The following is a 24873-nucleotide window of genomic DNA, read 5'->3' as shown; positions in this document are numbered from 1 at the left end:
CGCCTTCTTGTCGGTGGGCGTGGGCTTGTTTTTTTTTAAAATAGCCCCCCATCATTCTGCCGTACGCACCGGGGGCCGGCGGCCGCCCCGCTTGTTGCACCAAAAACCCGGGGCGGCCTCGCCCCCCCGCTCTTTTGTAGAAGATCAGCTTCGGCTGTTAACGGCCGAAGAGATTCCGGTCGCTGCCCTGAGGGGCGGACTTCTCCACGTCGCCCGACGAATTGAGCAGCTTCTCGACGAGGCTACCGCTGTTGCGGACCGAGCTCGTATGCGCGCTGTCAACCGACGTAACCGCAGGCTGATTGGCGCCATTGGAGCCAAAGTTGTCGCTGCCGGCGAACGCGCTGCCGGTGATGGCCAGAACGGCGGCGGCAGCAATAAGGATCTTGTTCATTTTAATCTCCTGAATTCTGGATTTCGCCAGGACGGCAGACACAGCTGCCGTCGCTTGCGAAATTGGCTGTTAGCGACCGAAGAGGTTACGGTCGCTGCCCTGAGCGGGCGTCTGGGCAGCCGGTTCCGAGGTCTTGGTGGAAGCCGTGTACGACTGGTCCACTGCGGCGGCAGGCTGGTTAGAGCCGTTCGAACCGTAGTTGTCGCTGCCGGCGAAAGCGCTGCCGGAGATGGCCAGAACGGCGGCGGCAGCAATGAGGATCTTGTTCATCTTAAATACTCCTGAATGTCTGAATTTCGCCAGGGCGGCGGGCGAGCCCGCCGTCGACTGGGAATCGGCTGTTAGTTGTTGCCGAAGACGTTGCGGTCAGCACCCTGGGCAGGCGCCTGAGCAGCCGGTTCCGACTTCTTGGTCGAAGCGGTGTACGAGCTGTCGACAGCAGTGGCTGCCGCGGCGTTCGAACCGTAGTGGTCGCTACCAGCGAAGGCGCTGCCGGAAATGGCCAGAAGGGCTGCGGCAGTGAGAATGATCTTTTTCATTTTTGTACTCCAGTATCGTCTTTTTCCGTCCGTCTAGCGGCGTGTCTTGGAAATGAAATCGCGTCGTTCGGACAGCCCCGATGTGGGAGGGCAACCCCGCCTTTTCCAATCACGAAGTTGTTCCGTGTGGACCATGAATCCACACCTTGAAATTGTGCCAAGGGAATCTACGGGTATATTTTTCTTCTTTAAATCAGCATGTTAAGTGTAACCGCTGGATGGATCACTGACTGTTTCAGAGGCCCAGCGTTCACACCGTCCTGCACGCACCGTCAACAGAAACGAACCGTTCGGTTCGATTTTAGATCGAGCTAATAGTCACTTTTCGAAACCGTTAACCTTTTTTGACCCCGCCAAGGGGTCCGATTCGGGGATATCGCAGCCGGCAAAATGGTCATCCGGGAGGTGGATTTCAGCCCGCGACGGTCTGCGGGAACGTTCGCAGGCCGTGTCGCGCCGCATGGATACGATGTCGTTTTCATGCCGACGGCGCGCCCCCGATCGTGGTTAGATCATACCATCTCAGGTGCCGCTTCGTGACGACGAGGCGGAGAATTGGGAAGCCGGTCAGAATCCGGCGCTGCCCCCGCAACGGTGGTGGAGTTCAAGTCGCAACGGGAGACCACTGGGCAACTGCCTGGGAAGGTGTCGCGATGGTCCGCAAGGACAACTCCAGAGCCCGGAAACCAGCCCAAGATTGTTAGACTCGACTGATCGCGGTGGGCGGTCAAGAGGTGGATAGCGCATGTCTGGCACCTAGCCGGCCTGCGTTTCAATCCTTCCTCCATCACCACCAGTTCAGTCCTTAGAAACGAGGACAGGACATGGATACCCGCAACGACATGCTGAGGCTCCTGAAGGGGCGCCGGCAAGGCTTTTCGCTGGAGCAGCCCTTCTACACCGATCCGGACTACTTCAAGCTCGACATGGAGCTGATCTGGTATCGCGACTGGCTGTTCATCGGCCATGATTGCGAACTGCCGAAGCCGGGCAGCTACATCACCGTGCAGATCGGCGACTATCCGGTGGTCCTTGTCCGCGACCAGCACGGCAAGATCAACGCCTTCCACAATTCCTGCCGCCATCGCGGCAGCCGTGTATGCAACACGGAGAAGGGCACGGCGGCAAAGCTCGTCTGCCCCTATCACCAGTGGACCTATGAGCTGGACGGCCGCCTGCTGTTTGCCCGCCAGATGGCCGACGGTTTCGACAAGAGTGATTTCAGCCTGAAGCCGGTCGCCTGCGAGAGCGTCGGCGGCTACATCTTCATCTGTCTGGCCAAGGAGCCGGCGGATTTCGCGCCGATGCGGGCGATGATCGAACCCTATCTTTTGCCGCACCGGTTGCGTGAAGCAAAGATCGCCTTCGAGAGCACGATCGTCGAGAAGGGCAACTGGAAGCTGGTCTGGGAAAACAACCGCGAGTGCTATCACTGCGCCGCCAATCATCCTGAGCTGTGCAAGACCTTCCCCGAGGCTCCGACCGTGACCGGCGTCAACGGCGCCGACAGCGACCCTGAAATGGTCGCGCACTGGGCCAAATGCGAGGCATCAGGCCTGCCGAGCAAATTCCGCATCGATCCGGCAGGGCAGTACCGCGCCACCCGCGCGCCGCTGCTGCGCGATGCCGTCAGCTACACCATGACGGGAAAACGGGCGGTCCAGAAGAACCTGTCCGACAGCGTTTCAACCGACCGCATCGGCTCCTTGCTGCTTTATCATTATCCGACAACCTGGAACCATATCCTCGGCGACCATGCCGTCACCTTCCGCGTGCTGCCGATCAGTGCCACGGAAACCGCGGTGACGACAAAATGGCTCGTCCACAAGGATGCGGTCGAAGGCGTCGACTACGATCTCGCTGAGCTCACCCATGTCTGGACCGAGACCAACGACCAGGACCGTCGCATCGTCGAGGAAAACGCCTTCGGCATCTTGTCGCCGGCCTACGAACCAGGCCCCTATTCGGAGCTGCATGAGGGCGGCGTGATCCAGTTCGTCGAGTGGTACGCGTCGTTCATCGGACCGCGCCTTGCAGAAGGCGACCGGCCGGCCCTGCGCAGCGTCGCCTAGCCCAGGGGACAAGAGGATGAATGCGATGACGGACCTTGGCCTCTATCGCCATCTCGACCAGATGACGCCCTGGAACGACAGGCTGCAGGTGCTGGAAGTGATCGGCGTCAGTGACGAAGCGCCTGACGTGAAGACCTTCACCTTCCGCTCCGACAACCAGACCTGGTTCCGCTACAAACCGGGCCAGTTCGTGACGCTGGAATTACCGACATCGGACGGGCCGCTGATGCGCACCTACACGCTGTCGTCCTCGCCGTCGCGGCCGTTCTCAATCGCGGTGACGGTCAAGGCGCAGGCGGGCAGCACCGGTACGCGCTGGATGTTCGACCATCTGACGCCGGGCTCGCACGTCAAGGCCTATGGGCCGACCGGCGACTTCTCGCTACACAGCCACCCGGCGGCCAAATATCTGTTCATTTCGGCCGGCTCCGGCGTGACGCCGATGATGTCGATGCTGCGCTGGCTGAACGACTGTGCGCCATGGACAGATGTCGGCTTCGTCAACTGTGCGCGCCGCCCGGAAGAGATCATTTTCCGCAAGGAACTCGAGCTGCTCGGCAGCCGCATGCCCGGCCTGTCGCTCGGCTTCATGATCGAGGAGCGGTCGAGCCGCGAGGGCTGGTTCGGCCATATGGGCCGCATCGACGCGATCCGGCTGCCATTGCTGGCGCCCGATTTCCGTGAGCGCGAGATCTTCTGCTGCGGCCCCGATCCCTTCATGCGCGCCGTGCGCGGCATGCTGAACGCCGCCGGCTTCGACATGGCGAAATACCATCAGGAAAGCTTTGCGGCGCCTGCCGTGGAGGAGATCCAGGCGCCGTTCTCGCCACTGCCGGAAGACGGCGCCGCCGTTGCCGTCGAGGCCGTGACGCCGATCCGGTTTTCGCTTTCCGATGTCGATGCCGAATGCGTCGCCGGCCAGACCGTGCTGCAGACGGCACGCGCCTCTGGGGTGCGGATTCCCGCCGCCTGCGAGTTCGGCCTGTGCGGCACCTGCAAGGTGAGGAAGGTCGCGGGCGACGTCGAGATGAGTCACAATGGCGGCATCCTCGATCACGAAATCGAGGACGGCTTTATCCTCGCCTGTTGCTCGAAGCCGCTTTCTGCGCTTGAAATCGAAGCGTGACCGGCTGCGCTCGCCCGAGTCTGCGCCATCTTGCCAAAAACCCTGCAAATGGTTAGACGCCTGCAACGGTGGGGTTGACCGTAAGGCCCGAAGATCATCTCCGCGGCCTGCTCGGCGGGGGAGCAAACATGCGACAATCCGGCATCTATGCCATTGCCAGCAAGGATATCGTCTTTGAATCCTTCGACGGCGAAGCCGTCGTTCTTGACCTGACCACGGGCAAATATTTCGGCTTCTCTGATTCAGGCAGCAGACTTTGGGATGCACTGTCGTCCGGCGTGCCTGCCTCCGAACTGGTCGGCGCCGCGACCGGAATTGGCGCCCTCGATGCCGCCGCGATTGACGGCTTTGTTTCACAATTGCTCGAATTCGGTTTGCTGGCGGCCGTAACCGATGGCATGGCAAGACCGGTTCCAAGCGAATTGCTGGCTCAGCTCGCCGCTGCCAGAGAGCCCCTCAAGGTCGACATCCATGACGATCTCGCCGATCTCATTGTCGTCGATCCCATCCACGAGGTCGAGGAGCCCCTCGGCTGGCCCGCGGTGAAGCAAGCCAACTGAAGCGCCCATCAGGTTCTCGTTGCCGGACAGCTCCGGAACAGGCAAACCCATGCCGAACATCACTCTCGAAAACCTGGCTGACTACGCACGTCATGTCCTGGCGCAAGCAGAGAGCAGCGCCGCGCATTATCCACTGACCCGCAAGGCGAGCTTGCCGCATCTGGATCTGACCGCGCATGTCAGCGCCGGCGCGTTGGCGGATGCCTTCGCTCATGGCTTTGTCACGCCTCCGGGCAGCCGAACGCCTGCCGACATCTGCCGCGTCTTCGTCGCACATCCCGGTATTGACGGCATCGCGGTACCGGCCAGTTGGGGCCAGGGACCCTTCACGCAGCATGGCTTCGCCACCCAACTGGCGGAAGCAGGATTGCGCGGCAACCATTTCCACGACCTGGATTTCTGGCAGTTCTATGATCCGCAACGTCGCGTTGGCGTGCAATTGATGGCTTCGGCCGACGCCTTTCCGCCGTGGGAGCCGGGAGCGCCGCTGCGGGCTTTCCTGCATTGGGAATATGCGGCGCGCGGCATGCGCCTTGCCCATGCCGGCACGCTCGGCACCAATGGCAAGGGCGTGCTGCTGGCCGGCGCGGGCGGCGCCGGGAAATCCGGGACCGTCGCCGCCGGCCTTCTCCACGGGCTGGACAGCGTCGGCGACGACTATGTGCTGGTCGACCTCTCCAACGGCGTGACTGCCCGCCCGTTGTTTTCAACACTCAAGCAGGATCCCCAGGGGTTCGCGCGGCTTGGGCTGGAGCACCGGCTGAAGGCGCATGGTCCGCTCAACTGGCAAGGCAAGCATGCCTTTCACATTGATGACATCGCTCCCCGGCCGGTGCCTGAAACTCTCGACATCGTCGCGCTGTTGGCACCACATATCAGCGGTCGTGGGGCAAGTTCGATCGTGCCGGTGTCGCGCAGGGATGCCATGATCGCCTTGGCCCCGTCGGGCATAGCGCAGATGCCGGGCGAGCGGGAGAGCGGCTTTCGCTTCTTCAGCGACCTGACCCGCCTGCTGCCGTGCTATCGTCTGTCGCTGGGGACGCAGCCACAGGAGATAGCCGGCACGATTGCCGACTTTCTCGCGCGGGGCGATTCGTGAAACTGAGCGTGATAATGCCCGTCTACAATCGTGAGCGCTATGTCGTTTCGGCATTGCGCTCGCTGGTGCGGCAGCGGGACGCCGCCGATCTCGACATCATCGTCATCGACGACGGCTCGACCGACGGCTCTACTGAGGCCGTGCGCTCGATGATGCGCGAAAACCCCTGCATCCGACTGTTCCAGCAATCCAACATGGGCGTAGCCAGGGCGCGCAACGCCGGGCTGCGGCAACTGCCGCCGGATGCGGAGTTCGTGTCATTCCTGGATTCGGACGACATCTCGCTGGCCGGACGGTTCAAGGCCGATCTCGCCCGCTTCGAGGCTACCCCCGGGCTTGAGCTGACCTATTCGCTGATGACGCTGGTCGACCGGATCGACGATGAGCGGCTGAAACCGGCAGTCGACAGCCGCACGATGACGCTTCGGGGAATTTCGCTGAGCGCCGCCGTGTTCAGCAGAGGGCTTGTCGACCGGACGGGCGAGTTCGATGAGGATTTCGAGCAGGCTGAGGATACCGACTATCTGCTGCGCGTTTTCGAGGCGGGACCGAACTACGAATTGTTGGACGCCGTCGCGATCTACTACCGACGCCACGCCGGAAATGTCACCAAGGAACATAGCGGCAGGGTCCGCAACCACTTGCGCGCGATCCACAAGTCGATGCGGCGGCGCAAGGCCGATCCGTCACGGCGTGAGGTCCAGGGCATCTTCGAATTGAAGAGTCCCACCGATTGGCGGATGCTATGATGCTCGACACAATCGGGTCGGATCAGCCAAGCCCGGAACGCTGCTGGAGACGCCGATGAGGCTGAGCGTCATCATGCCGGTTTACAATCGCGAACAATTCGTTGGCCTGGCGCTACGCTCGCTGCTCAGGCAGCGCGAAGACATCGATCTTGACATCATCGTCATCGACGATGGGTCGACCGATGGCTCGGCAGCCGTCGTACGGTCGTTGATCGACGAGGCCCCGTGCATTCGTCTTTTCCAGCAGGTCAATGGCGGGGTCACCAAGGCGCGCAATGCCGGGCTGAGGCAGTTGCTGCCGCAGACTCGTCTGGTGTCGTTTCTCGATTCGGACGACATCTCCCCGACAGGGCGTTTCAAGGCGGATCTCGCCTGCTTCGAAGAGGATCCGGGCCTCGATCTGACCTATTCGCGCATGACGCTGATAGACAAGATAGATGGCGAGACGCTGGAACCAGCCGCTGACAGCCACTCCATCACCGTGCGAGGGATCCACCTGTCCGCCGGGATCTTTGCGCGAGACCTCATCGAGCGCACCGGTGGTTTCGACGAGGATTTCAAACAGGCCGAGGACACCGACTATCTGTTGCGTATCTTTGAGAGCCAGGCAAAATACATTATGCCCGATACGGTGGCTCTCTATTACAGGCGTCATCCCGGCAACATGACCAAGGAAGCCGATGTGCCCTTTCGCGAGTTCATGCGCGCCATTCACAAGTCGATGAAGCGTCGCAAGGCCGACCCCAGCTTGCGCCGGGTGGAGGGGATCTTCGACTTCAAGGATCTCGCGCAGTGGCGATTCCTTTGATGGCAGGCTACGGCGTCGTCATTCCGGCTTTCAACGCGGCCGCCACCATCGGCGCCGCCCTGAACTCCGTTCTGGCCCAGACGGCAAGGGCGGAGACCATCGTCGTGGTCGATGACGGTTCGACCGACGATACGGTTGCGGTGATCGATGCGATGAACCTGCCGGTGACGGTGCTGCGACAGGACAATGCCGGACCTGGCAGCGCAACGACCCGTGGCATTGCGGCACTCTCGACGCCGCTCATCGCGACGCTCGATGCCGACGATTTGTGGCTGGCGGACAAGATCGAAAAGCAGCTGGCCTATCTCGACCGTCATCCCGGGACAGCGGGCGTCTTTACGCATTGGCGGACGTTTCGCGGCGACAGCCCCGATTTGCCCGATGCGACCAGTGGAGCTGGCTGGTCGCGCACGACGATGATGATCCGCCAGGAGGTGGTGCCGCGCATCGGTCCCATCATCGACCCACCAGGCGGTCGCGGCGAGATGATCGACTGGATCGCCCGGGTTCGTGAGGCAGGCCTTGCCCTTGCCATGCTCGACGACGTGCTTGCATTGCGCCGCATCCGTCCGGGCAGCCTTTCCTACGGCCGCGATCCGGCACGCGACCGGGGCTATCTCCAGGTCGCAAGGCTCGCCATGCAGCGGCGAGCCCGGAACAAGGCAGGCTCCAATTGAACGCCAGGCCCGTTCGCCGCATCGGCCGCCGCTTCCCGGACTATGGCTGGTCGTGGCCCACCGGCCAGCTGGACCTGTTGCTAAAGGCGGCGCTGCTCTCCGACGAGGACGCAGCCGCCGGCTGCGCCGCGCGCTGGCTGGACGAGAACGACATCGATCTCGTCTCGTTTCGAGAACATCGCCTGCTCGCCGCCATCTCCGACAGGTTCGGCAGGAAGCTGGCCGGGCATACCGCGCACCCGCGCCTCGTCGGCCTGCAGAAGATGCTGTGGACGAAGTCGCGCATGGCGATGCGCGAGGCCGAACCGGCGCTGAAGGCGATGGCAGACGGCGGCGCCGACATCATGCTGATAAAGGGCGCCAGCCGCATTGCCTTGAACGCGTCGGCGCAGCGTGGCCGGGTGGCGCACGACATCGACATACTGGTGCGCCCGCGCGACATGGCTGCCGTCTTCGACATCTTGCGCGATCGCGACTGGCAGATCGCCTCGGGCGTCAGCGCGCAATATCTGCGAACCCGGTTGGCGTCGCTGCGGTCGATGAACTTCTTCAAGGGCCGTTTCGGTGACATCGACCTGCACCAGCTCGGCTATGACGGGTCGCAGACGAGCGCGGAAGACGACCTGGCGATCTGGCAACGGGCGGTCCCAGCCGAATTCAGCGGCGTCGCGGTCTTCGTGCCGTCGCCGGCCGATCGCATGGCCCTGGCCATCGCCCATGGCGGCCTCGACGCCCACACCCACAGCGACTGGCTTGTCGACTGCGCGGTCGCCATCCATGGCGAAGACGTCGATTGGGACATGTTCCTCGACATCGTCGGCAGACGCGGCCTGGCGGTTCCAGCGGCGGTGGCGCTATCCTATCTGGCGTTCGAGATCGGCATTCCGGTGCCGGAACCGACAATGGTCAGAATCTTGGAGATGGCCGACGGAGCTGGCCTGTCGCGTTGGTCGTCGGTTCTGCAAGCCAAGCCGCGCACGGATTTCGGCGGCCTGGTCTGGCTGTCGCGCGGGCTTGCCAAGCAGTTGCGCCTGAAGCGGAAGAAGGGCCGGTTGCAACAGGAGCCACCCGCCAAACCTTGGCGCGGCAAACCGGCCGCGCGCAAGCCGCAGGCCGTACCGGCGCTATTGGTGTTTTCGCAGGCCATCGCCTGTCCGCAAACGACCGGCGACATGATGCTCGATATCACCGTCAGGATCGGCGTTCCGCCGGTCCGGCGCCGCATCGAAATGGAGATCAATGCCGGCGACGACCATGTCGCCCGCCTGCGCGCCATGGCCATCAGCCGATCCGGCAGGGAACGCGTGCTGCATTTTCGCGGCAAGGTGACGCTCGACGGCGCGCGAGCTGCCTGGACGCTAGAGGCGCGACCGTCGCGGCAGTTTCGTGAATGGAACGACGAAGCCACAGTGGCTGCTTATGGCGCCTTGCCCTTCGAGCTGCTGTCGGCGGATTTCTCGCCGGTTGGCTAAAGGCGAATCCGACGAACCTTTCTCGAAAGGCGGCGTCGGTTCACACTCCGTAGCGTTCGGTGCGAATGATTTCGGCTGCAACGCCGGCATCGATCAGCGCCTGGGCGGCCGCGGAAACGAAGGCATTGGAGCCGCAGACGAAGGCGATGCCAGGCGGCTCCGGCAGCCGCGCCAATGCTTGAACCATCATCGCAACGTCCACCCGCCGCGCATAGTCGGCTGGACGGCGTGCGGCTTCGCGGGTCAGTGTCAGCACCAGGTCGAAGCCGTCCTGGCGCTCGTCGAGAACGATCAGCTCGTCACGAAAGATAACTTCGTCCCAGACCCGGACCGAAAAGACCAGGACGACGGGCACCGCTGAATTACGTGCGGCGCGGTGGCGGAGCATCGACATCAAGGGCACGACGCCCGAACCGCCGCCGACCAGAACAAGCGGCCCACTCTCATCCTCCGGCCAGACGAAATGCCCGCCAAGCGGCCCGCGCAGTTCGATTTCATCGCCCACTGCCGCGACCTCGTGAAAGAAGGGCGAGACCTCGCCATCGTCGAGTTTTTCGATCGCCAGTTCAATTACGCCATGCGTTTCGGGCGCGGAGGCGATGGAATAGGAGCGGCGCGCCTGATAGCCGTCCGGCGCCGTTAGCCTGACGTCGACATGCTGCCCTGCGCGATAGGCGAAGGGCCGAGACGGCTGGAAAAAGAAGCTGGTGACACGCGGCGTGCGCTTTTCGATGCGGACGATGCTGGCTGTTTGCCAGGGCGACTGCACTGCTGCCGCATCGCTCATGGATCATCCGTGTAGCGCTGCTCGCGCCATGGGTCGCCATAGATGTGGTAGCCGCGCAATTCCCAGAAACCGGGCTCGTCGCGCGTGGTGAATTGCAGGCCGTTCAACCATTTGGCCGATTTCCAGAAATAAAGATGCGGCACCAGCAGCCTTGCCGGGCCGCCATGGTCCGGTGTGATCGGCTTGCCTTCGTAGAGCAGCGCCACCATGGCCTTGCCGGCGGTGAGATCCGTGACCGGCACGTTGGTGGTGTAGCCGTCGAACGCGTGCGCCAACGTGAAGCCGGTCGGCGGCTCGACCCCCGCATCGGCAAGGATATCGTCGACCAGCACACCCTGCCACGGCGTGTCGAATTTGGTCCATGCTGTCACGCAATGGATATCGCGTGTCATTTTGGTCATCGGCAGCGCGTTGAACTCGGTCCAGTTCCATTTCTTGATCGGGCGTGGCCCGTGTTTCAGCGTGAAAGACCAATCCTCGGTACGCACGCGCGGCGTCGGACCGGCCGACAGCACCGGGAAACCCTGTTCTAGATACTGGCCTGGCGGGATGCGGGCATCGCCATCGGTTGGCAGGCGCCGTCCTGAAGAGAAACCTCGGGTGACCATAGCGGCAATCCCCATGCGATCAGGCCACTATCGGCCTGACGCAATGTTCTCGAAGATGTCGTGACGGGCAACCTAAATCTTGACGGGCGGAGACCGGCGGGACCGTCACCGATGGACCTGCCGCTCCGCGTGCACGTCAACGCCATTTCTCAGCCATTGGCGAAAGGCACCGCGATGTACATTTGAGCGTCGCCACGCTCGACCAGCAACAGCACCGATTTCCTGCCGGACTTGCCGGCCAAGGCGATCGCCTGGGTTACCTGCCTGGCATTCTTGACCGGCACCTGATTGACGGCAACGATGATGTCGCCGGCCTGTATTCCGGAAGCGGCGGCCGCTTTGTCGGGGTTGACGCTGGCAACCACCGCGCCGTGCTGCTTGCCGGCAAGGTTCATCTGCTGGCGAATGTCGGGTGTTATATCCATCAAGCCGAGCCCTATCGCCGGAGCGCGCCCGGCGCTCGGCGCGTCGGACCCGTCGTCCAGCGACGCGGTCCTCGCATCGGCGCTGTTTTGGCCGACATCGACGGAAATCCGAATCGGCTTGCCTTTGCGCCAGACATCGACCGTTTCCCGGGCGCCCGGCGCGACATCTGCGACCGCCCGCGACAGGTCCTTGGGATCCTTCACGTCCTGCCCGGCAAAGCTGGTGATGACGTCACCCGTCTCGATGCCGGCCTTGGCCGCCGGCGAACCGTCGTTGACCTCTGAAACCAGCGCACCGCCGGAATGGTCGAGCCCGATGGCGCTCGCGACATCCGGCGTCACCTCCTGGATCTGAACGCCGATATAGCCGTACTGGATGGAGCCGCCCTTCATCAGCTTGGCGACCACCTTCTGGGCCTGGCCCGACGGAATGGCAAAACCGACGCCGACGCTGCCGCCATTGGGTGAATAGATCGCCGTGTTGATGCCGACGACATTGCCGGCGACATCCACCAGCGGGCCGCCGGAATTGCCGTGGTTGATCGGCGCGTCGATCTGGATGAAATCGTCGAAAGGCCCACTATGCAGGTCACGGCCGCGCGCCGAGACGATGCCTGCCGTGACGGTGGTGCCGATGCCGAACGGGTTGCCGAAGGCCAGCACCTGGTCGCCTGGCATGAGCTTGTCGGAATCGCCCCATTTGACTGTCGGCAGGGGTTTGTCCGACTTGATCTTGAGTACGGCGAGATCGTTCTTGGCATCGCGGCCGACAAGCTTGGCCGGAAGTTCGGTGCCGTCGTCGAGCGTAACCTTGATCGAAGAGGCGCCATCGATGACGTGATTGTTGGTGACGATGGTACCATCCGCGCCGACGATGAAGCCGGAACCCAGCGCCTCGGCGCGCTGCGGTTGCTGTTGTGGCGGCGTCTTGGGCGTCGGCATGCCCTGGTCACCGAAGAACTGGCGGAAATAGTCATCGAAAGGCGAGCCGCCGTCGAAAGGAGAGGCATCGCTCATCGTTTCAGGCTGTGCCTTCATGACGGTGGTGACCGTCACCACCGCCGGCTTGTCGGCGGCAACGATGGGTGCGAACGAGCCATTGGGCGCGGTGATGCCGGCGACAGGCGTCTGGGTCGTCGGAATAGTGTTGCCCTCGCCTTGGGCGAAAGACATGACGAAGGGGGATATGATCAGCGCAGCGCCCAGCAAGGCCGCGACGCGATGCCTACGAAGGATATCTGACATGGTCGTTTGTCCGGGCGAGAGTTGATCCAGCGCCGTGGCCTCTCCCGTGCGGGGAAAATCGGTCATCGGCGTGTCGAGGTCGCAATTGCCCGTCTCGCCTACATGGCAGCCAACCGGATCGACGGCCTTGCATCTAGGGCGCGGATTCGCCCGATTTAGGGTTTTAGGGCGACCTTACGAAGATTTAATATCCGCACGGCGGCAGCGTCGCAAAGTCGTCGGGCCCCGCCTTGCTGCCTCGCTGGAGCCTCAGCCACCGGCGGTTCGCTCGAGATAGGCCGTGGCAATCTCGCGCATGCGCTTGCCGTCGAAGCTCGGTCCGTGTCCTCCGTGACCGATGCGGATCGGCAAGTCGAGCAGGCGCTGCATCGTGCTGACATAGGCGGCTCGGTCGGAATCCGGCAGGTCGTCGATCAGCATGGCGTCGTAGATGGCATCGCCGCTGAAGAACAGGCCGTCGACCTCGTCGAACAGCGCGATCGAATCCGGTGAATGGCCCGGCAAATGCAGCACGCGAAATTGCCAGTCGCCAAGATCGACGACATCGCCCTCGTCCAGGGTTCGCGTCAAGGGCGCGGGCGGGATCCTGTAGTCGGCCGACTTCCATCCGGGCGCCGGCAGTTTCGAGACGGCACCCTCGAGGTCATGAAACATGTAGGCGTAGGTCGCCGCCTCATCCATGCTCTCGAATTGTTCCGCGCTCATCCTTGGCCCGGCCCGCAACGGGAATTCATGCAGCGAGCCGACATGGTCGAGATGGATGTGGGTGGCGACGACCAGCAGCGGCTTGCCGTCCGCCGGCTCGATCTGCGGCGCCAGCGGACAGATGCCCATGCCGGTGTCGACGAGCAGGTCGGCATCGCGACCGCGCAGATGCCAGATATTGGCCCGAACATAGGCATGCACGAAGGGCTCGGTCAGCATCGTCGTCTTGTCGTCGACGACGCTCCTGCTGAACCAGCCCGGCATCACTGGCATCAAGCGTGAGCCTGACATCAAATTTGAGCCGGGCATCAGACGAAGGGCTTCCCGACCTTGTACTTTTCCGGCACCAGCCGCTTGAGATAGGCCATGCCGGCATCCGACAGCTGATTGACGTCGGGCTTCATGAAGTCATCCGGCATGTGGCGGGTCTTGCCGGCGACGTTCTTGAGCGGCACCTTTTTCAGCACCGTTCTGGTGACGTCATATTGAAGCGCCACCGAGCCGCCGCCCTGTTCGGCGACGGTGACGGCGAAAGCGCCGGCATCGAAAGCCTCCTGCGCGTCGACCGCGCTGATGGCGCCGATATAGCCGCGCGGCATGTAGCCGAGCGCATCGACGCGGGCCCGCTTGCCCGGCAGGCCTTCGGCCAACGCGCGCTCGAGTGCGGCCGGCAGGTCGCTGCCCGACAGCTTGACGTTGCCGTGCGCGTCGCGCTCAAGCTTGTCCGGCGGCACCAGGCTTTCGACCAGGGCCTTGCCGTCGGCGGTGCTGACCCCTTCCGAAACGGCGACGATGCAGCGCTTGTGGCGATCGAGCGTGGCACGGACGTCGTCGATGAAGCCGGCGGCTGAGAATGGGCGCTCGGGCACGTAGACGAGGTGCGGGCCGCTGTCGGCGTCGAGTTGCCAGGCAGCGGCGGCCGCGGTCAGGAAGCCGGCATGCCGGCCCATGACGATGCCGACATAGATGCCGGGCAGCGCACGGAAATCGAGATCGACGGAGAGGAAGGCGCCAGCGACGAACTCGGCCGCCGAAATGAAGCCCGGCGTGTGGTCGTTTTCCTCGAGATCATTGTCGATGGTTTTTGGCGCATGGACGAAGGCGATCTTGCCGCCGGCGGCATCGGTCAGGATCTGCTGCGTACCCGACGTGTCGTTGCCGCCGATATAGATGAAGGCGTCTGCGCCGGTCTTCTTCAGGCCGTCGAGGATGACGTCGCAATAGGCGGCATCGGGCTTGTCGCGGGTCGAGCCGAGGGCGGCGCTCGGCGTGCCGGCAATCAGCCGCAGCCGGTCCTCGGGGATGGCGGAAAGGTCGACATAATTGCCGTCACGGATGCCGCGCACACCATGGATGGAGCCCAGCACCTTGGCACCGGGATGCCGCTTGCGGATCTCTAGCGTCGCTCCGACAACCGTCTGGTTGATGACGGCGGTTGGGCCGCCGCCCTGCGCGATGACAAACGTTCCAGCCATGCTTGATTTCTCCCGGCGCGATGGTTTTCAAGGCACCTTGGCCTGTCTTGCCGCATCGCGCAACGGGAGTTTCGAGCGGCGCCAACACGCCGCATAAGCGTCAGACGACGACGACCGGATTTTTCTTGGAGACGCGGCTGTAGAGGTCGATGATGTCCTGGTTGATCAGGCGCACGCAGCCCGACGACATCGCCTGGCCGATGCTCCACCATTCGGGCGAGCCGTGGATGCGATAGCCGGTGTCCTTGCCGTCCTGGTAGATGTAGAGGGCACGCGCGCCGAGCGGATTGGTGAGGCCGCCGGGCTGTCCGGCTTGCCATTTCACCAGTTCAGGCTTGCGGGCAATCATCTCCGGCGGCGGCGTCCAGGTCGGCCATTCCCTGCCGTACTGGATGTTGGCGCGACCCGACCAGCGGAAACCATCCTTGCCGATGCCGACGCCGTAGCGAATGGCGTCGCCACCCGGCTGGACGAGATAGAGCATGCGCTCCTTGAGATGGACGACGATGGTGCCGGGCGCCTCGCCTGTCGTGTCGACGACAATCTGGCGGCGGAATTCCGGCTTGACCTTCAGATACGGCACTTCCGGCACGTTGAAGCCACCATCCGTCATCGCGGCATACATCACGCCGGGGCTGGTGATGTTCTTGTCGACGCTGATGCTTGGCCGGATCGGCCGCACGGAACCCGTGGTGACGTCGTCGAGCTCGAGCGCCGGCAGACCCAAGCCCGAGGTCGAGCAACCGGCGGCGCTCAGCAGCGCGAGCGCCCCTGCCCCGGACAGGATGGCACGGCGGGAAAGATGATGATCGGTTTCGATTGCGTCGCCATTTCGCGGCGGCGTCAGACCTTCCGGCAACTCACGCATATACCCAGACCCTACGCTGTCGGCGGGAAGCACGGTCCGGCCGGATAGCGGGCATTTTCATCATTCATGGTTGATAAAGCGTGAAGACCTTGCACAGCCTGCATTTGCGCATGGCCTTGACGATGTTCGACCTTCTTGCCTGAGCTTGAACGAAGGCTGCTGCACAAAAAGACCTCGGCCGGGTCATATTCCCGGCGCCGGCGTTTCCTACTCCTCGAACCATCAGCGAGGGCCCTCCATGTGCAAGACCTTAAAAACCGACATCAAGCTTTTTGCCGCTGCCATTGTCGCGGCGGCAACTGTTCTCGGTGCCAATGTCAGCCTGGCCGATATCGTGAGCACGCTGAGCGGCGCGAACTGACACCGATCCGCCGCTGGCGCAGTCAGGTCAATCGCCTCTTTACATTCTCCCGGGCCTAAGGATTTATCCTCTTCTTTAAGCTCAAAGGAGACGAGCATGTCCTTCGAAAACTGGGCCGCCTTCGGCGCTGCATCGACGATCCTTCTCATCATTCCGGGACCGACCATCCTTCTCGTCGTGTCCTATGCGCTGGGCCAGGGTTGGCGCACCGCGCTGCCGATGGCCGTCGGCGTGGCGCTGGGCGACTTCACCGCGATGACCTTGTCGATGCTGGGCATCGGCGCGCTGCTGGCGGCTTCGGCGACCGTCTTCACCATCCTGAAGCTGATCGGCGCCGGCTATCTGATCTATCTCGGCGTGAAACTGTTTCGCGCCGGCGGCGCGCTGAAGGCCGAACCGCGCACCGACGCGGTCTCCTCGGCCAAGATGATGGCGCATGCCTGGCTGGTCACCGCGCTCAACCCGAAAAGCATCACCTTCTTCGTCGCCTTCCTGCCGCAGTTCCTCGACCGGCACGCCGATTTCTGGACGCAGATGCTGATCTTCGAGACGACCTTCCTGGCGCTCGCCTTCGCCAACGCTTTCGGCTATGCGCTGATCGCCTCACGCGCACGCAACGTGGTGCGCAATCCCAAGGCGATCCGCATCTTCAACCGCACCGGCGGCACACTGCTGGTCGGCGCCGGCATCGCCACCGTGGCGATGCGTTCCAGCAATTAGGCTCTCTGTCTGACCATGACCCCGAAACTGTTTTTCGGGGTCATGACCGGCCTTACCATTTGACGCTGAACCCCAGATTGCCTTCGAGGATCCGACGCTCGTCGCCGCCGAGATTGGTGGTGTAGTCGCCGGTGGCGAAGATGCTGACCTTGTCCGTCACCTTGGCGATCACACCGCCACCGAATTCGAACGAGGTCGATCTGCCCTCGGTGGAGATATCGGTGGTGTCGAAATTGACATGGCTCGTGCCGCCGAAATCGTGCCAGATGTTGGCCTTGAGGTACGGCTGCAGCGCCATGCCATTGATCGTTGTTTCGCCTTGCAGCCGTGCGCCGAGCCGGCCGGTCACGCTGCCGTCCGTATCAAAGGAAACCGAAGCAAAGCGGTCCAACGCATCGTCGAGCGACAGTTGCTGCCAGACCAGTTGCGCCTGCGGTTCAAGCGTCCAGCCTTGCCCCAGCGCGATGGGATAGCCGCCTTCCAGCGAAGCGGTGACGCCGGTCCCGCCGACATCGATGCCGATGTCGCGCGACGATGTTGCGTTTCCACTGAAGAAGGTAGCCATGAGGACGCCGTCCAGGTACCAGCCACCCTGGCCGATCCGGGTCCAGTAGCCGCCGACGCTGGTGCCGTTGATATCCATGCTGCCGACGGACAGATTGTCCCAGCCCAGCGCCTGGCCGCGCACGTCGCCATTCATGCTGGCATAGGCGACGAACAGGCCGGCGCGATCGGTCTGGCCCGACGCGGTTTCGCGGCCGAACAGATCGAAGCCCGCCTGAAGGCCGAACAGGGTGCCGTCGAAGGACGGCGATACCGTTCCCGAATACGCCATCTTGCTGTCCTGACCGAAGATGCGGCCCCAGACCGGCGACAGCTCGGTGTTCGACAACAGGCTCTGCTCGCCGCGCCGTTCGTGGAAGGTGCCGAGCGTCGTCATCGCCAGATGTTCGGCGACCGGCGGCAAGGCCGAATAGACCGGAACCTCGATGCGATAGAGCAGGATCTCCTCGCCCGCCGCTGGTGTCGGTAGGTCGGGCACCTCCGTTGGCACCACCGGCGGCGGCGGGGGCGGATCTGCCACTGGTGCCGGCGGTGGTGCCGGTGGTGTCGCGGGCGGCGGATCGGTCGGCACGACCGGCGGCGCCGGATCAACCGGATCGGGGTCGCCGGGGGTGGATTCCGGCGGCGGCGGCGGCGCAGGGTCGATGGGCGGCGGCGGCGGCGGTTCGGCCGCCGGCGGCTCAGGTTCCGGCGGCGGAGCAGGTTCCAGCACCGGCGGGGCTGCGGCCGGCGGGGCCGGCGTGTTCAGCGTCGAGCGCAGGTACCAGTTCTCCTCGCTGCCGGCGCTGACGCCGCCCTTGAACAGGTAATATTCGAAGGCACCGGCGGCGACCGGGGCGTCGAGCGCAAATGTCGTGGCGCCCGAGGTGGCGCCGTTGATTGCCTGGACGACCATGATGCCGTCCTGCGTGGTCGCAGCCCCCGCGCCGCCGAGATTGACCACGGAGATGCCGGTCGAACCGGAAGCCGTTCCGCTCGACAGGACCAACTTGTCGGATGCGGAGGAATCGTCACCGAGCTCGGTCTGGATAAGCAGCAGGCCACCCAGGCCGACATAATTGCCCGAAATCGTCAGGCTGTCGGTGGCACCGGTGCTGCCATTGGTCAGGTCGATGCGTCCGGCATTGGTGACCTGCGCCAACTGACCCGCCGTAAACGCCTGGATCGCCGCGTTGAAACCGCCGCCATAGAGCGTGCTTGCGGCATCGACACTGAGCGAACCTGTGCCGGTGCCGCTGTCGCCGAGCACCAGATTGCCGTCGAGCGTCAGCTCGGTGTCATTGGTGGCGTCGATGCTTTCCCAGTTCTGGAGCCGGCTGATCCCATCCAGTTTGACGTTGTCCAGGGTGAGCGCGTCGGTGCCGAGACCACCCGATATGGTATTCGTGGCACCGAGATTGGCGTTGGTGAGGTTGCTGAGTTCGGCGGTGTCGTTGTCGCCGCCGAGGTCGACGGCGCCATAGATGATGCCGCCACCGTTCCAGACGAAACTGTCGGCGCCAAAGCTCATCAGTATATCGCCACCGACCGTACCGCCGGTGACCGTGACGCTGTCGTCGCCGCCGCTGACGCTGATGTTGCCGCCGATGGTGCCGCCCGACAGGATGATCGTGTCCTTGTCGAAGCCGGTGACGAGGTTGCGGTCGATGGTGCCGCCGGACATGTTGAAGTAATTCTGATCGAGCTTCATGTTGACGCGGCCGATGCGGCCACCGGTCATCACGGCACGGTCGCCATCGTCGAAGAAATCGACGATGCGCCCGCCGGTCATGGTGAACGTGTCCAGGCCATCGCCCTGGTTGAGCGAACCGATCTGGCCGCCGCTCATGTTGAAGTCGTCGATGCCGGCGCCCTGCTGGACATTGCCGGCGACGGTACCCGCGCCGATGGTGAAAAAATCGGTGCCGCCACCCTGATCGACGGTGCCGGTGATGGCGCCTGACTGCATATCGATGCGGTCCGTGCCGACACCAAAGGTGACATTGCCTGATATCTGCCCGGTGCCCCCGGCGGGAAAATTGAGCGTGTTGTCGCCATCGGGATCGGCGAGGCTGCCGCCTGAATCGCCGCTGTCGCAGGTGTAAACGGTGTTTCCGGCGGATGGACCCAGCACGCATGCGGCAAACGCGGCGGAGTTGGGCAGCAACGCAAAAGCCGTAGTTGAGAGGATGCTAATAAGCCACGGGTGTAGCGGATGCGGCTTTCGCCGTAGCGAAGCAACTGCCACCTGCACATCCTCCGAATGACTGTTCGGAAGTGAGTTCTTCATATGCCGCATCGCGTCCCCTCTCGATTCGCGATTTCCAGCCCCCGCCAGTCGCCGTAATGAAGACACAATTCATTCGGTTTTACAAAGCCTGATCTGCCCCGCATGGTTGCTAAACTGCAAAGACTACTCAAATGACCTGGCGTAGCGCGCGGTTGGCGTTGCCGTGGCCCATGCTTTAGGATCGGTTTGGGCCGAAGGATCGAGGGCCTGTCACGGGTCGACAGAAGGACATCGCATGGCAACCAGGGACGCATTCGGCCTGGCATTTTCGGGCGCCACGGAGGCGGGATTCACCCCCTACAGCCAGGCAGTGCGTGAACTGCAGTGCTTCATCGGCGATCCCGTAGCCTCCGTCGACCGCGCCATCGCGGAAGATCCCGGCTTCGTCATGGCGCATGTCTTCAAGGGATATCTGTTCGGCCTCGCCACCGAGCGGGAGGCGACGGCCGTGGCCAAGGCCTGCCATGAGGCCGCACTGCCGCTTGCCGCGACCACGCGCGAGCGGGCGCATGTCTCGGCCCTCGGGCATCTCGCCAGCGGACGATGGCATCAAGCCAGCCGCATTCTCGAGGACATCACCATCGAGACGCCCCGCGACGGGCTGGCGCTGCAGGTCGGCCACCAGATCGATTTCTTCACCGGCAATGCACGCATGCTGCGCGACCGCATCGCACGCGCCCTGCCGTCATGGCAAAGCGGCATGCCCGGCTACCACGCCATGCTCGGCATGCAGGCCTTCGGGCTGGAGGAAATGGGTGATTATGCCAGGGCCGAGCAGCTTGGCCGCGCGGCGGTCGACATGGAGCCGCGCGATGGCTGGGCCCAGCACGCCGTCGCCCATGTCATGGAAATGCAGAGCCGGCAAAGGGATGGCATCGCCTGGATGCAGGCCAACCCGGAAGCGTGGACAAGGGAGAGCTTCCTGCAGGTGCACAATTGGTGGCACCTGGCGCTGTTCCATTACGATCTCGGCGAAACCGACGCGGTGCTGGCCCTCTATGACGGCCCTATCTACAGCGTGCAATCGACGATGGCGCTCAACATGGTCGATGCCTCGGCAGTCCTGTGGCGGCTCGCCCTGGGCAGCGTCGATGTCGGCGACCGCTGGGCAGCGCTTGCCGCCAATTGGCGCAAGGCCGGAGCGGGCCTTTATGCCTTCAACGATGCCCACGCGATGATGGCCTTTGTCGGTGCAGGGTTCGATGCGCCGGCCCTCGCTTTGCTCGAGGCGCAGCGCGAGGCCATGCGTGGCAGCGACGACAATGCGGCTTTCACGCGGGATGTCGGCCATCCGCTGACGCTCGCCATCAAGGCATTCGGTGAGGGCAGCTACACCGAGGCCGTGCGCCTGATCCGGCCGATCCGCTCGATCTCCCATCGCTTCGGCGGCAGCCACGCTCAGCGCGATGTTATCGACCTGACGCTGATCGAGGCAGCGTTGCGCGCCGGTGACGGTGCGCTGGTCAGGGCGCTCACGGCGGAGCGTTCGATGGCGCGGCCCGACAGTCCGCTGTCAGCGCTGTTTGTGCGACGCGCCGCCGATTTGTCGGAGAATTGACCCGAAGCGGATCTTGTTTTAAAAACTGACCAAGCCAGATTTTTTCGAGACCCGAAAAAATTAACTGGCGTGGGAGGAAGACATGTATCTGGGCCTCGATCTCGGGACGTCGGGCGTCAAGGCGCTGCTGATCGATGCCGGGCAAACCGTCATCGGTTCCGGCCACGGTTCGCTTGATGTTTCACGGCCGCATCCCGGCTGGTCGGAACAGAATCCCGAGCACTGGATCCGGGCCTGCGAAGACGCAATCGCCGAACTCAGATCCTCCCATCCGGATGAACTCGCGGCAGTCAAGGGCATTGGCCTGTCCGGGCAGATGCATGGCGCCACGCTGCTCGACGCCGCCGACAAGGTGCTGCGTCCCTGCATCCTGTGGAACGACACGCGCAGCCATGCCGAGGCGGCCGTGCTCGACGCCGATCCGCGCTTCCGCGCCCTGACCGGCAACATCGTCTTTCCCGGTTTCACCGCGCCGAAACTTGCCTGGGTGAAAAACAACGAACCCGCTCTCTTCGCCAAGGTCGCAAAAGTGCTGCTGCCCAAGGACTTCCTGCGGCTCTGGCTTTCGGGCGAACACATTTCGGAAATGTCGGATTCTGCCGGTACCTCCTGGCTCGATGTCGGCAAGCGGCGCTGGAGTACGGACCTGCTCGCAGCGACGTCGCTCGACGAGAGGCAGATGCCGTCGCTGGTTGAGGGTACGCACAAGGCAGGCGCACTGCGCAGCGAATTGGCATCGAAATGGGGCGTCCAGGCCGGCATTCCGATCGCCGGCGGCGCCGGCGACAATGCGGCCTCGGCCTGCGGCATGGGCACGGTCGGCGCCGGCCACGCTTTCGTCTCGCTCGGCACATCGGGCGTGCTGTTTGCCGCCAACGCTTCCTACCTGCCCAACCCGGCTAGCGCGGTTCACACCTTCTGCCACGCCCTGCCGAACACCTGGCATCAGATGGGGGTCATCCTGTCGGCGACGGATTCGCTCAACTGGCTGTCCGAAATCACCGGGAAGAGCGCCGGCGAATTGACCGCTCAGCTCGGCGACACATTGAAGGCGCCCAGCGGCGTGTCCTTCCTGCCTTATCTTTCGGGTGAGCGCACACCCTACAATGATGCCGCCATTCGCGGCGCGTTCACCGGGCTGGCGCATGAATCGAGCCGTGCCGTGCTGACCCAGGCCGTGCTGGAGGGTGTGGCCTTTGCCTTCCGCGACAGCCTCGAAGCCCTGGCCACGGCCGGCACGACCTTGACGCGGGTGACGGCGATCGGCGGCGGCTCGCGCTCGCACTACTGGTTGAAGGCGATTGCCACCGCGCTTCAACTGCCTGTCGACATTCCCGCCGACGGCGATTTCGGCGCCGCCTTTGGTGCCGCACGGCTCGGTCTGATTGCGGCAACGGATGCCGATCCGCTGGCTGTGTGCACGGCGCCCAGGACGGATGCTACCGTTGAACCGGACGCTGCGCTCGCTGGGGCGTATGCGGATGCATATCAGCGCTACCGGTCGCTGTACCCGGCAATTAAGAGCGTGACCGCGTGAGTGAGCGCGAGGCACCCCCCTCTGCCCTGCCGGGCATCTCCCCCGCGGGGGGGGAGATTAGCAGCGTTGGCGGGTATGCCAGTCCTGCAAGGTGGGTGATTGGCGAAGGCGCGGATGCCAACCAATCTCCCCCCTTGCGGGGGAGATGGCCGGTAGGCCAGAGGGGGGCGCTTCACGCCCGCCTCCCCCAGAAGTCCTTACTGCGCAGGCACCTTGTCGAGAAAGCCGGTGACGCTCCTCAGGCGTCCGTTCTCGATGATTCCGATGTCGGTACCTTCGATCACCGAAGGCGTCCCCTCAGGTCCGAGGTTCCACGAGAAGCGGATCTTGTCGGCAAAACCATCCGGCGTGCCCTTCAGCGAGAACCGGAAGCCGGCAAAGCGCTGCTGCACGCCGTCGATCAGAGCCGTGACGCCTTCATGGCCGTCGCCCTGCATGAGCGGATCACGATAGCTGACGTCTTCCGTGAAGGTCGCCTTGAGCAATTCGGCCCGGCGGCCGGCATCGCTTTCGTTCCAGGCGGTGATGTAGTTTTCAGCGATCTTGGTGAGGTCGGTCATGGTCTGTCTCCTTCGTTTGGTGGCTTTGACATGACCTTTTTCGACCAGCGCTGGCCTGAAACCAATTACGCCTGAGGTAATGGCGGCAGAACTTTGTGAGAGGACAGAAATCATGAGCAGCGGATTCTTCGGCGACATCAAGAAAATCAAATATGAAGGGCCGGATTCGACCAATCCGCTGGCCTATAGGTTCTACAATCCCGACGAGGTCGTCGCCGGCAAGCGGTTGGAAGATCATCTGCGCTTCGCCGTGGCCTACTGGCACTCCTTTGCCTGGCCGGGCGGCGATCCGTTCGGCGGCCAGACCTTCGACCGGCCGTGGTTTCCCAAGGCAGGCGGCACCGACACGATGGAGCTGGCAAAACTGAAAGCGGACGTCGCCTTCGAGATGTTCTCGCTGCTCGGCGCGCCCTATTTCTGCTTCCATGACGCCGATGTGCGGCCGGAGGGCAAGGACTTTTCCGAAAGTGCCGCGCGCCTCGACGAGATCGCCGATTACTTCGCGGGCAAGATGAAGCAGACCGGCGTCAAGCTGCTTTGGGGCACCGCCAATCTGTTCTCCAATCGCCGCTTCATGTCGGGTGCGGCCACCAATCCCGATCCGGACGTCTTTGCCTACGCGGCGGCGACGGTAAAAAGCTGCATCGACGTCACCAAGCGGCTGAAGGGCGAAAACTACGTGCTGTGGGGCGGGCGCGAAGGCTATGAGACGCTGCTCAACACCGACCTCGCGCGCGAGCAGGAACAGGCCGGCCGGTTCCTCAGCATGGTCGTCGACTACAAGCACAAGATCGGTTTCAAGGGCACGATCCTGATCGAGCCGAAGCCGCAGGAGCCGACCAAGCATCAGTACGATTACGATGTCGCCACCGTCTACGGCTTCCTCAAGCGCTTCGGGCTGGAGAAGGAGGTCAAGGTCAATATCGAGCAGGGCCACGCCATCCTGGCCGGCCATTCCTTTGAGCACGAACTGGCTCTGGCCAATGCGCTCGGCATTTTCGGTTCGATCGATATGAACCGCAACGACTACCAGTCGGGCTGGGACACCGACCAGTTCCCCAACAACGTGCCGGAAATGGCGCTGGCCTACTATCAGGTCCTGCAGGCCGGCGGCTTCAAGACCGGCGGCACCAATTTCGACGCCAAGCTGCGCCGCCAGTCGCTCGATCCGCAGGACCTGCTGATCGGCCATATCGGCGGCATGGATTCTTGCGCACGCGGCCTGAAAGCCGCGGCCGGCATGGTCGAGGACAAGGCGCTATCGGCGCCGCTGGCCGAACGTTATGCCGGCTGGAACACGGCCGAGGGCAAGGCGATGCTCGCCGGCAAGCGCACGCTGGAGGATATCGCCGAGCGCGTCGTCAAGAAGAAGATCGAGCCGCAGCCGAGGTCCGGTCGCCAGGAACTGCTGGAAAATATCGTCAACCGCTACGTGTAAGGCGCGCGCCGCTCCATCTCTGGACCGACATCCGACACCACTGGCTGAAAGCCGCCGCCATCGCCATCTGCTAGTCAGCCCACTTCGCACGAGGCTGCCGAGGATCGCACAGATCTTCGGCAGCCAGCGTGTGATCAAGATGCCACGCGTGCCGCCGAAAGAGGGCCCGTGCGGCTAATGCAGTTCACTTAAGTTGGGCTGGATGAGGATCTGGTAAGACCTATCGAACAGGATGGAGATTCGTTTCCATCCTGTTC

24 protein-coding genes and 1 riboswitch are annotated in these 24873 nt (G+C 63.4%); of the genes, 13 read left to right on the top strand and 11 right to left on the bottom strand.

The window, feature by feature from the left end; genetic code table 11:
• Positions 1–157 precede the first annotated feature (157 nt).
• The 3 genes from NKH95_RS32250 to NKH95_RS32240 form a co-directional block, all read right to left on the bottom strand.
• Positions 158–394: a DUF680 domain-containing protein gene (locus NKH95_RS32250; RefSeq protein ID WP_352798266.1), complete on the bottom strand. Its 237-nt coding sequence runs from the start codon at positions 392–394 to the stop codon at positions 158–160.
• 69 nt (positions 395–463) lie between these two features.
• Entirely contained in the window at positions 464–664 is a 201-nt protein-coding gene (locus NKH95_RS32245; protein WP_023813653.1) for a DUF680 domain-containing protein, read from the bottom strand.
• A 71-nt stretch (positions 665–735) separates the two neighbouring features.
• Entirely contained in the window at positions 736–933 is a 198-nt protein-coding gene (locus tag NKH95_RS32240; RefSeq protein ID WP_352440474.1) for a DUF680 domain-containing protein, read from the bottom strand.
• 507 nt (positions 934–1440) lie between these two features.
• Positions 1441–1642, top strand: a riboswitch (cobalamin riboswitch).
• Positions 1643–1757: 115 nt separating this feature from the next.
• Between NKH95_RS32240 and NKH95_RS32235 the strand changes: the two genes are divergently transcribed.
• The 8 genes from NKH95_RS32235 to NKH95_RS32200 all read left to right on the top strand — a co-directional run bounded on the left by NKH95_RS32235 (position 1758) and on the right by NKH95_RS32200 (position 9496).
• Complete coding sequence (locus NKH95_RS32235; RefSeq protein WP_023813654.1) at positions 1758–3005, top strand: aromatic ring-hydroxylating oxygenase subunit alpha; 1248 nt, start codon at positions 1758–1760, stop codon at positions 3003–3005.
• Positions 3006–3030: 25 nt separating this feature from the next.
• Complete coding sequence (locus tag NKH95_RS32230; protein ID WP_352672767.1) at positions 3031–4131, top strand: FAD-binding oxidoreductase; 1101 nt, start codon at positions 3031–3033, stop codon at positions 4129–4131.
• 128 nt (positions 4132–4259) lie between these two features.
• Complete coding sequence (locus NKH95_RS32225; RefSeq protein WP_127289668.1) at positions 4260–4691, top strand: PqqD family protein; 432 nt, start codon at positions 4260–4262, stop codon at positions 4689–4691.
• A gap of 49 nt (positions 4692–4740) precedes the next feature.
• Positions 4741–5790, top strand: a complete 1050-nt coding sequence (locus NKH95_RS32220) for a serine kinase (protein WP_352894448.1) — start codon at positions 4741–4743, stop codon at positions 5788–5790.
• A gap of 14 nt (positions 5791–5804) precedes the next feature.
• Positions 5805–6539, top strand: a complete 735-nt coding sequence (locus NKH95_RS32215; RefSeq protein ID WP_352773872.1) for a glycosyltransferase family 2 protein — start codon at positions 5805–5807, stop codon at positions 6537–6539.
• A gap of 55 nt (positions 6540–6594) precedes the next feature.
• A complete protein-coding gene (locus NKH95_RS32210; RefSeq protein WP_352773871.1) occupies positions 6595–7347 on the top strand; it encodes a glycosyltransferase family 2 protein in 753 nt (250 codons plus the stop codon).
• Entirely contained in the window at positions 7347–8024 is a 678-nt protein-coding gene (locus tag NKH95_RS32205; protein WP_352629902.1) for a glycosyltransferase family 2 protein, read from the top strand. The genes NKH95_RS32210 and NKH95_RS32205 overlap by 1 nt, the downstream gene beginning before the upstream one ends.
• The gene (locus NKH95_RS32200) at positions 8021–9496 is read left to right on the top strand and encodes a nucleotidyltransferase family protein (RefSeq protein WP_352629904.1); all 1476 of its coding nucleotides are present in this window, start codon (positions 8021–8023) and stop codon (positions 9494–9496) included. The genes NKH95_RS32205 and NKH95_RS32200 overlap by 4 nt, the downstream gene beginning before the upstream one ends.
• A gap of 40 nt (positions 9497–9536) precedes the next feature.
• Here NKH95_RS32200 and NKH95_RS32195 read toward each other — a convergent pair whose 3' ends face one another.
• The 6 genes from NKH95_RS32195 to NKH95_RS32170 all read right to left on the bottom strand — a co-directional run bounded on the left by NKH95_RS32195 (position 9537) and on the right by NKH95_RS32170 (position 15609).
• A complete protein-coding gene (locus NKH95_RS32195) occupies positions 9537–10283 on the bottom strand; it encodes an FAD-binding oxidoreductase (RefSeq protein ID WP_352629906.1) in 747 nt (248 codons plus the stop codon).
• Positions 10280–10891, bottom strand: a complete 612-nt coding sequence (locus tag NKH95_RS32190) for a sulfite oxidase-like oxidoreductase (RefSeq protein WP_352629908.1) — start codon at positions 10889–10891, stop codon at positions 10280–10282. The genes NKH95_RS32195 and NKH95_RS32190 overlap by 4 nt, the downstream gene beginning before the upstream one ends.
• A gap of 149 nt (positions 10892–11040) precedes the next feature.
• The gene (locus tag NKH95_RS32185) at positions 11041–12561 is read right to left on the bottom strand and encodes a DegQ family serine endoprotease (RefSeq protein ID WP_023813664.1); all 1521 of its coding nucleotides are present in this window, start codon (positions 12559–12561) and stop codon (positions 11041–11043) included.
• Positions 12562–12810: 249 nt separating this feature from the next.
• Complete coding sequence (locus tag NKH95_RS32180; RefSeq protein ID WP_031213707.1) at positions 12811–13530, bottom strand: MBL fold metallo-hydrolase; 720 nt, start codon at positions 13528–13530, stop codon at positions 12811–12813.
• A gap of 44 nt (positions 13531–13574) precedes the next feature.
• Entirely contained in the window at positions 13575–14741 is a 1167-nt protein-coding gene (locus NKH95_RS32175) for a diphosphate--fructose-6-phosphate 1-phosphotransferase (protein WP_352773870.1), read from the bottom strand.
• Between the two features lie 100 nt (positions 14742–14841).
• Positions 14842–15609, bottom strand: coding sequence for a L,D-transpeptidase (locus tag NKH95_RS32170; protein ID WP_128302753.1), 768 nt, complete (start codon positions 15607–15609; stop codon positions 14842–14844).
• 238 nt (positions 15610–15847) lie between these two features.
• Here NKH95_RS32170 and NKH95_RS32165 point away from each other — a divergent pair, with 238 nt between their 5' ends.
• Entirely contained in the window at positions 15848–15970 is a 123-nt protein-coding gene (locus NKH95_RS32165; RefSeq protein ID WP_013528283.1) for a hypothetical protein, read from the top strand.
• A 96-nt stretch (positions 15971–16066) separates the two neighbouring features.
• On the top strand, positions 16067–16690 hold the full coding sequence (locus NKH95_RS32160) for a LysE family translocator (protein WP_352554613.1): 624 nt from the start codon (positions 16067–16069) through the stop codon (positions 16688–16690).
• Positions 16691–16742: 52 nt separating this feature from the next.
• Here NKH95_RS32160 and NKH95_RS32155 read toward each other — a convergent pair whose 3' ends face one another.
• Positions 16743–19532 (bottom strand): autotransporter family protein, encoded by a 2790-nt coding sequence (locus NKH95_RS32155; RefSeq protein WP_352894439.1) that lies wholly within the window; start codon positions 19530–19532, stop codon positions 16743–16745.
• A 226-nt stretch (positions 19533–19758) separates the two neighbouring features.
• On the opposite strand from NKH95_RS32155, the gene NKH95_RS32150 reads away from it, so the two are divergent.
• Both NKH95_RS32150 and xylB read left to right on the top strand, forming a co-directional pair.
• Entirely contained in the window at positions 19759–21081 is a 1323-nt protein-coding gene (locus NKH95_RS32150; RefSeq protein WP_352894435.1) for a tetratricopeptide repeat protein, read from the top strand.
• A gap of 82 nt (positions 21082–21163) precedes the next feature.
• Positions 21164–22618 carry a xylulokinase gene (gene xylB, locus NKH95_RS32145; protein ID WP_352722541.1) on the top strand — a complete coding sequence of 485 codons (1455 nt, stop codon included), beginning with the start codon at positions 21164–21166 and terminating at the stop codon, positions 22616–22618.
• A 197-nt stretch (positions 22619–22815) separates the two neighbouring features.
• Here xylB and NKH95_RS32140 read toward each other — a convergent pair whose 3' ends face one another.
• Positions 22816–23178, bottom strand: a complete 363-nt coding sequence (locus NKH95_RS32140) for a nuclear transport factor 2 family protein (protein WP_023810584.1) — start codon at positions 23176–23178, stop codon at positions 22816–22818.
• A 112-nt stretch (positions 23179–23290) separates the two neighbouring features.
• Between NKH95_RS32140 and xylA the strand changes: the two genes are divergently transcribed.
• Entirely contained in the window at positions 23291–24616 is a 1326-nt protein-coding gene (gene xylA, locus NKH95_RS32135) for a xylose isomerase (protein ID WP_023810585.1), read from the top strand.
• The last annotated feature ends 257 nt before the right edge of the window (positions 24617–24873 follow it).

The sequence above is a fragment of the Mesorhizobium sp. M0848 genome (genome assembly GCF_040319805.1).
GTDB lineage: Bacteria > Pseudomonadota > Alphaproteobacteria > Rhizobiales > Rhizobiaceae > Mesorhizobium.
Note: the sequence above shows the minus strand (reverse complement) of the source record. Positions and strands in the feature narration are given on the sequence as shown.

Excerpts from the sequence above, each read along its gene's own strand:
- NKH95_RS32250 (WP_352798266.1), bottom strand. The coding sequence starts at position 394 with ATGAACAAGATCCTTATTGCTGCCGCCGCCGTTCTGGCCATCACCGGC.
- NKH95_RS32245 (WP_023813653.1), bottom strand. The coding sequence starts at position 664 with ATGAACAAGATCCTCATTGCTGCCGCCGCCGTTCTGGCCATCTCCGGC.
- NKH95_RS32240 (WP_352440474.1), bottom strand. The coding sequence starts at position 933 with ATGAAAAAGATCATTCTCACTGCCGCAGCCCTTCTGGCCATTTCCGGC.
- NKH95_RS32235 (WP_023813654.1), top strand. The coding sequence starts at position 1,758 with ATGGATACCCGCAACGACATGCTGAGGCTCCTGAAGGGGCGCCGGCAA.
- NKH95_RS32230 (WP_352672767.1), top strand. The coding sequence starts at position 3,031 with ATGACGGACCTTGGCCTCTATCGCCATCTCGACCAGATGACGCCCTGG.
- NKH95_RS32225 (WP_127289668.1), top strand. The coding sequence starts at position 4,260 with ATGCGACAATCCGGCATCTATGCCATTGCCAGCAAGGATATCGTCTTT.
- NKH95_RS32220 (WP_352894448.1), top strand. The coding sequence starts at position 4,741 with ATGCCGAACATCACTCTCGAAAACCTGGCTGACTACGCACGTCATGTC.
- NKH95_RS32215 (WP_352773872.1), top strand. The coding sequence starts at position 5,805 with ATGCCCGTCTACAATCGTGAGCGCTATGTCGTTTCGGCATTGCGCTCG.
- NKH95_RS32210 (WP_352773871.1), top strand. The coding sequence starts at position 6,595 with ATGAGGCTGAGCGTCATCATGCCGGTTTACAATCGCGAACAATTCGTT.
- NKH95_RS32205 (WP_352629902.1), top strand. The coding sequence starts at position 7,347 with ATGGCAGGCTACGGCGTCGTCATTCCGGCTTTCAACGCGGCCGCCACC.
- NKH95_RS32195 (WP_352629906.1), bottom strand. The coding sequence starts at position 10,283 with ATGAGCGATGCGGCAGCAGTGCAGTCGCCCTGGCAAACAGCCAGCATC.
- NKH95_RS32190 (WP_352629908.1), bottom strand. The coding sequence starts at position 10,891 with ATGGTCACCCGAGGTTTCTCTTCAGGACGGCGCCTGCCAACCGATGGC.
- NKH95_RS32185 (WP_023813664.1), bottom strand. The coding sequence starts at position 12,561 with ATGTCAGATATCCTTCGTAGGCATCGCGTCGCGGCCTTGCTGGGCGCT.
- NKH95_RS32180 (WP_031213707.1), bottom strand. The coding sequence starts at position 13,530 with ATGCCGGGCTGGTTCAGCAGGAGCGTCGTCGACGACAAGACGACGATG.
- NKH95_RS32175 (WP_352773870.1), bottom strand. The coding sequence starts at position 14,741 with ATGGCTGGAACGTTTGTCATCGCGCAGGGCGGCGGCCCAACCGCCGTC.
- NKH95_RS32170 (WP_128302753.1), bottom strand. The coding sequence starts at position 15,609 with ATGCGTGAGTTGCCGGAAGGTCTGACGCCGCCGCGAAATGGCGACGCA.
- NKH95_RS32165 (WP_013528283.1), top strand. The coding sequence starts at position 15,848 with ATGTGCAAGACCTTAAAAACCGACATCAAGCTTTTTGCCGCTGCCATT.
- NKH95_RS32160 (WP_352554613.1), top strand. The coding sequence starts at position 16,067 with ATGTCCTTCGAAAACTGGGCCGCCTTCGGCGCTGCATCGACGATCCTT.
- NKH95_RS32155 (WP_352894439.1), bottom strand. The coding sequence starts at position 19,532 with ATGCGGCATATGAAGAACTCACTTCCGAACAGTCATTCGGAGGATGTG.
- NKH95_RS32150 (WP_352894435.1), top strand. The coding sequence starts at position 19,759 with ATGGCAACCAGGGACGCATTCGGCCTGGCATTTTCGGGCGCCACGGAG.
- xylB (WP_352722541.1), top strand. The coding sequence starts at position 21,164 with ATGTATCTGGGCCTCGATCTCGGGACGTCGGGCGTCAAGGCGCTGCTG.
- NKH95_RS32140 (WP_023810584.1), bottom strand. The coding sequence starts at position 23,178 with ATGACCGACCTCACCAAGATCGCTGAAAACTACATCACCGCCTGGAAC.
- xylA (WP_023810585.1), top strand. The coding sequence starts at position 23,291 with ATGAGCAGCGGATTCTTCGGCGACATCAAGAAAATCAAATATGAAGGG.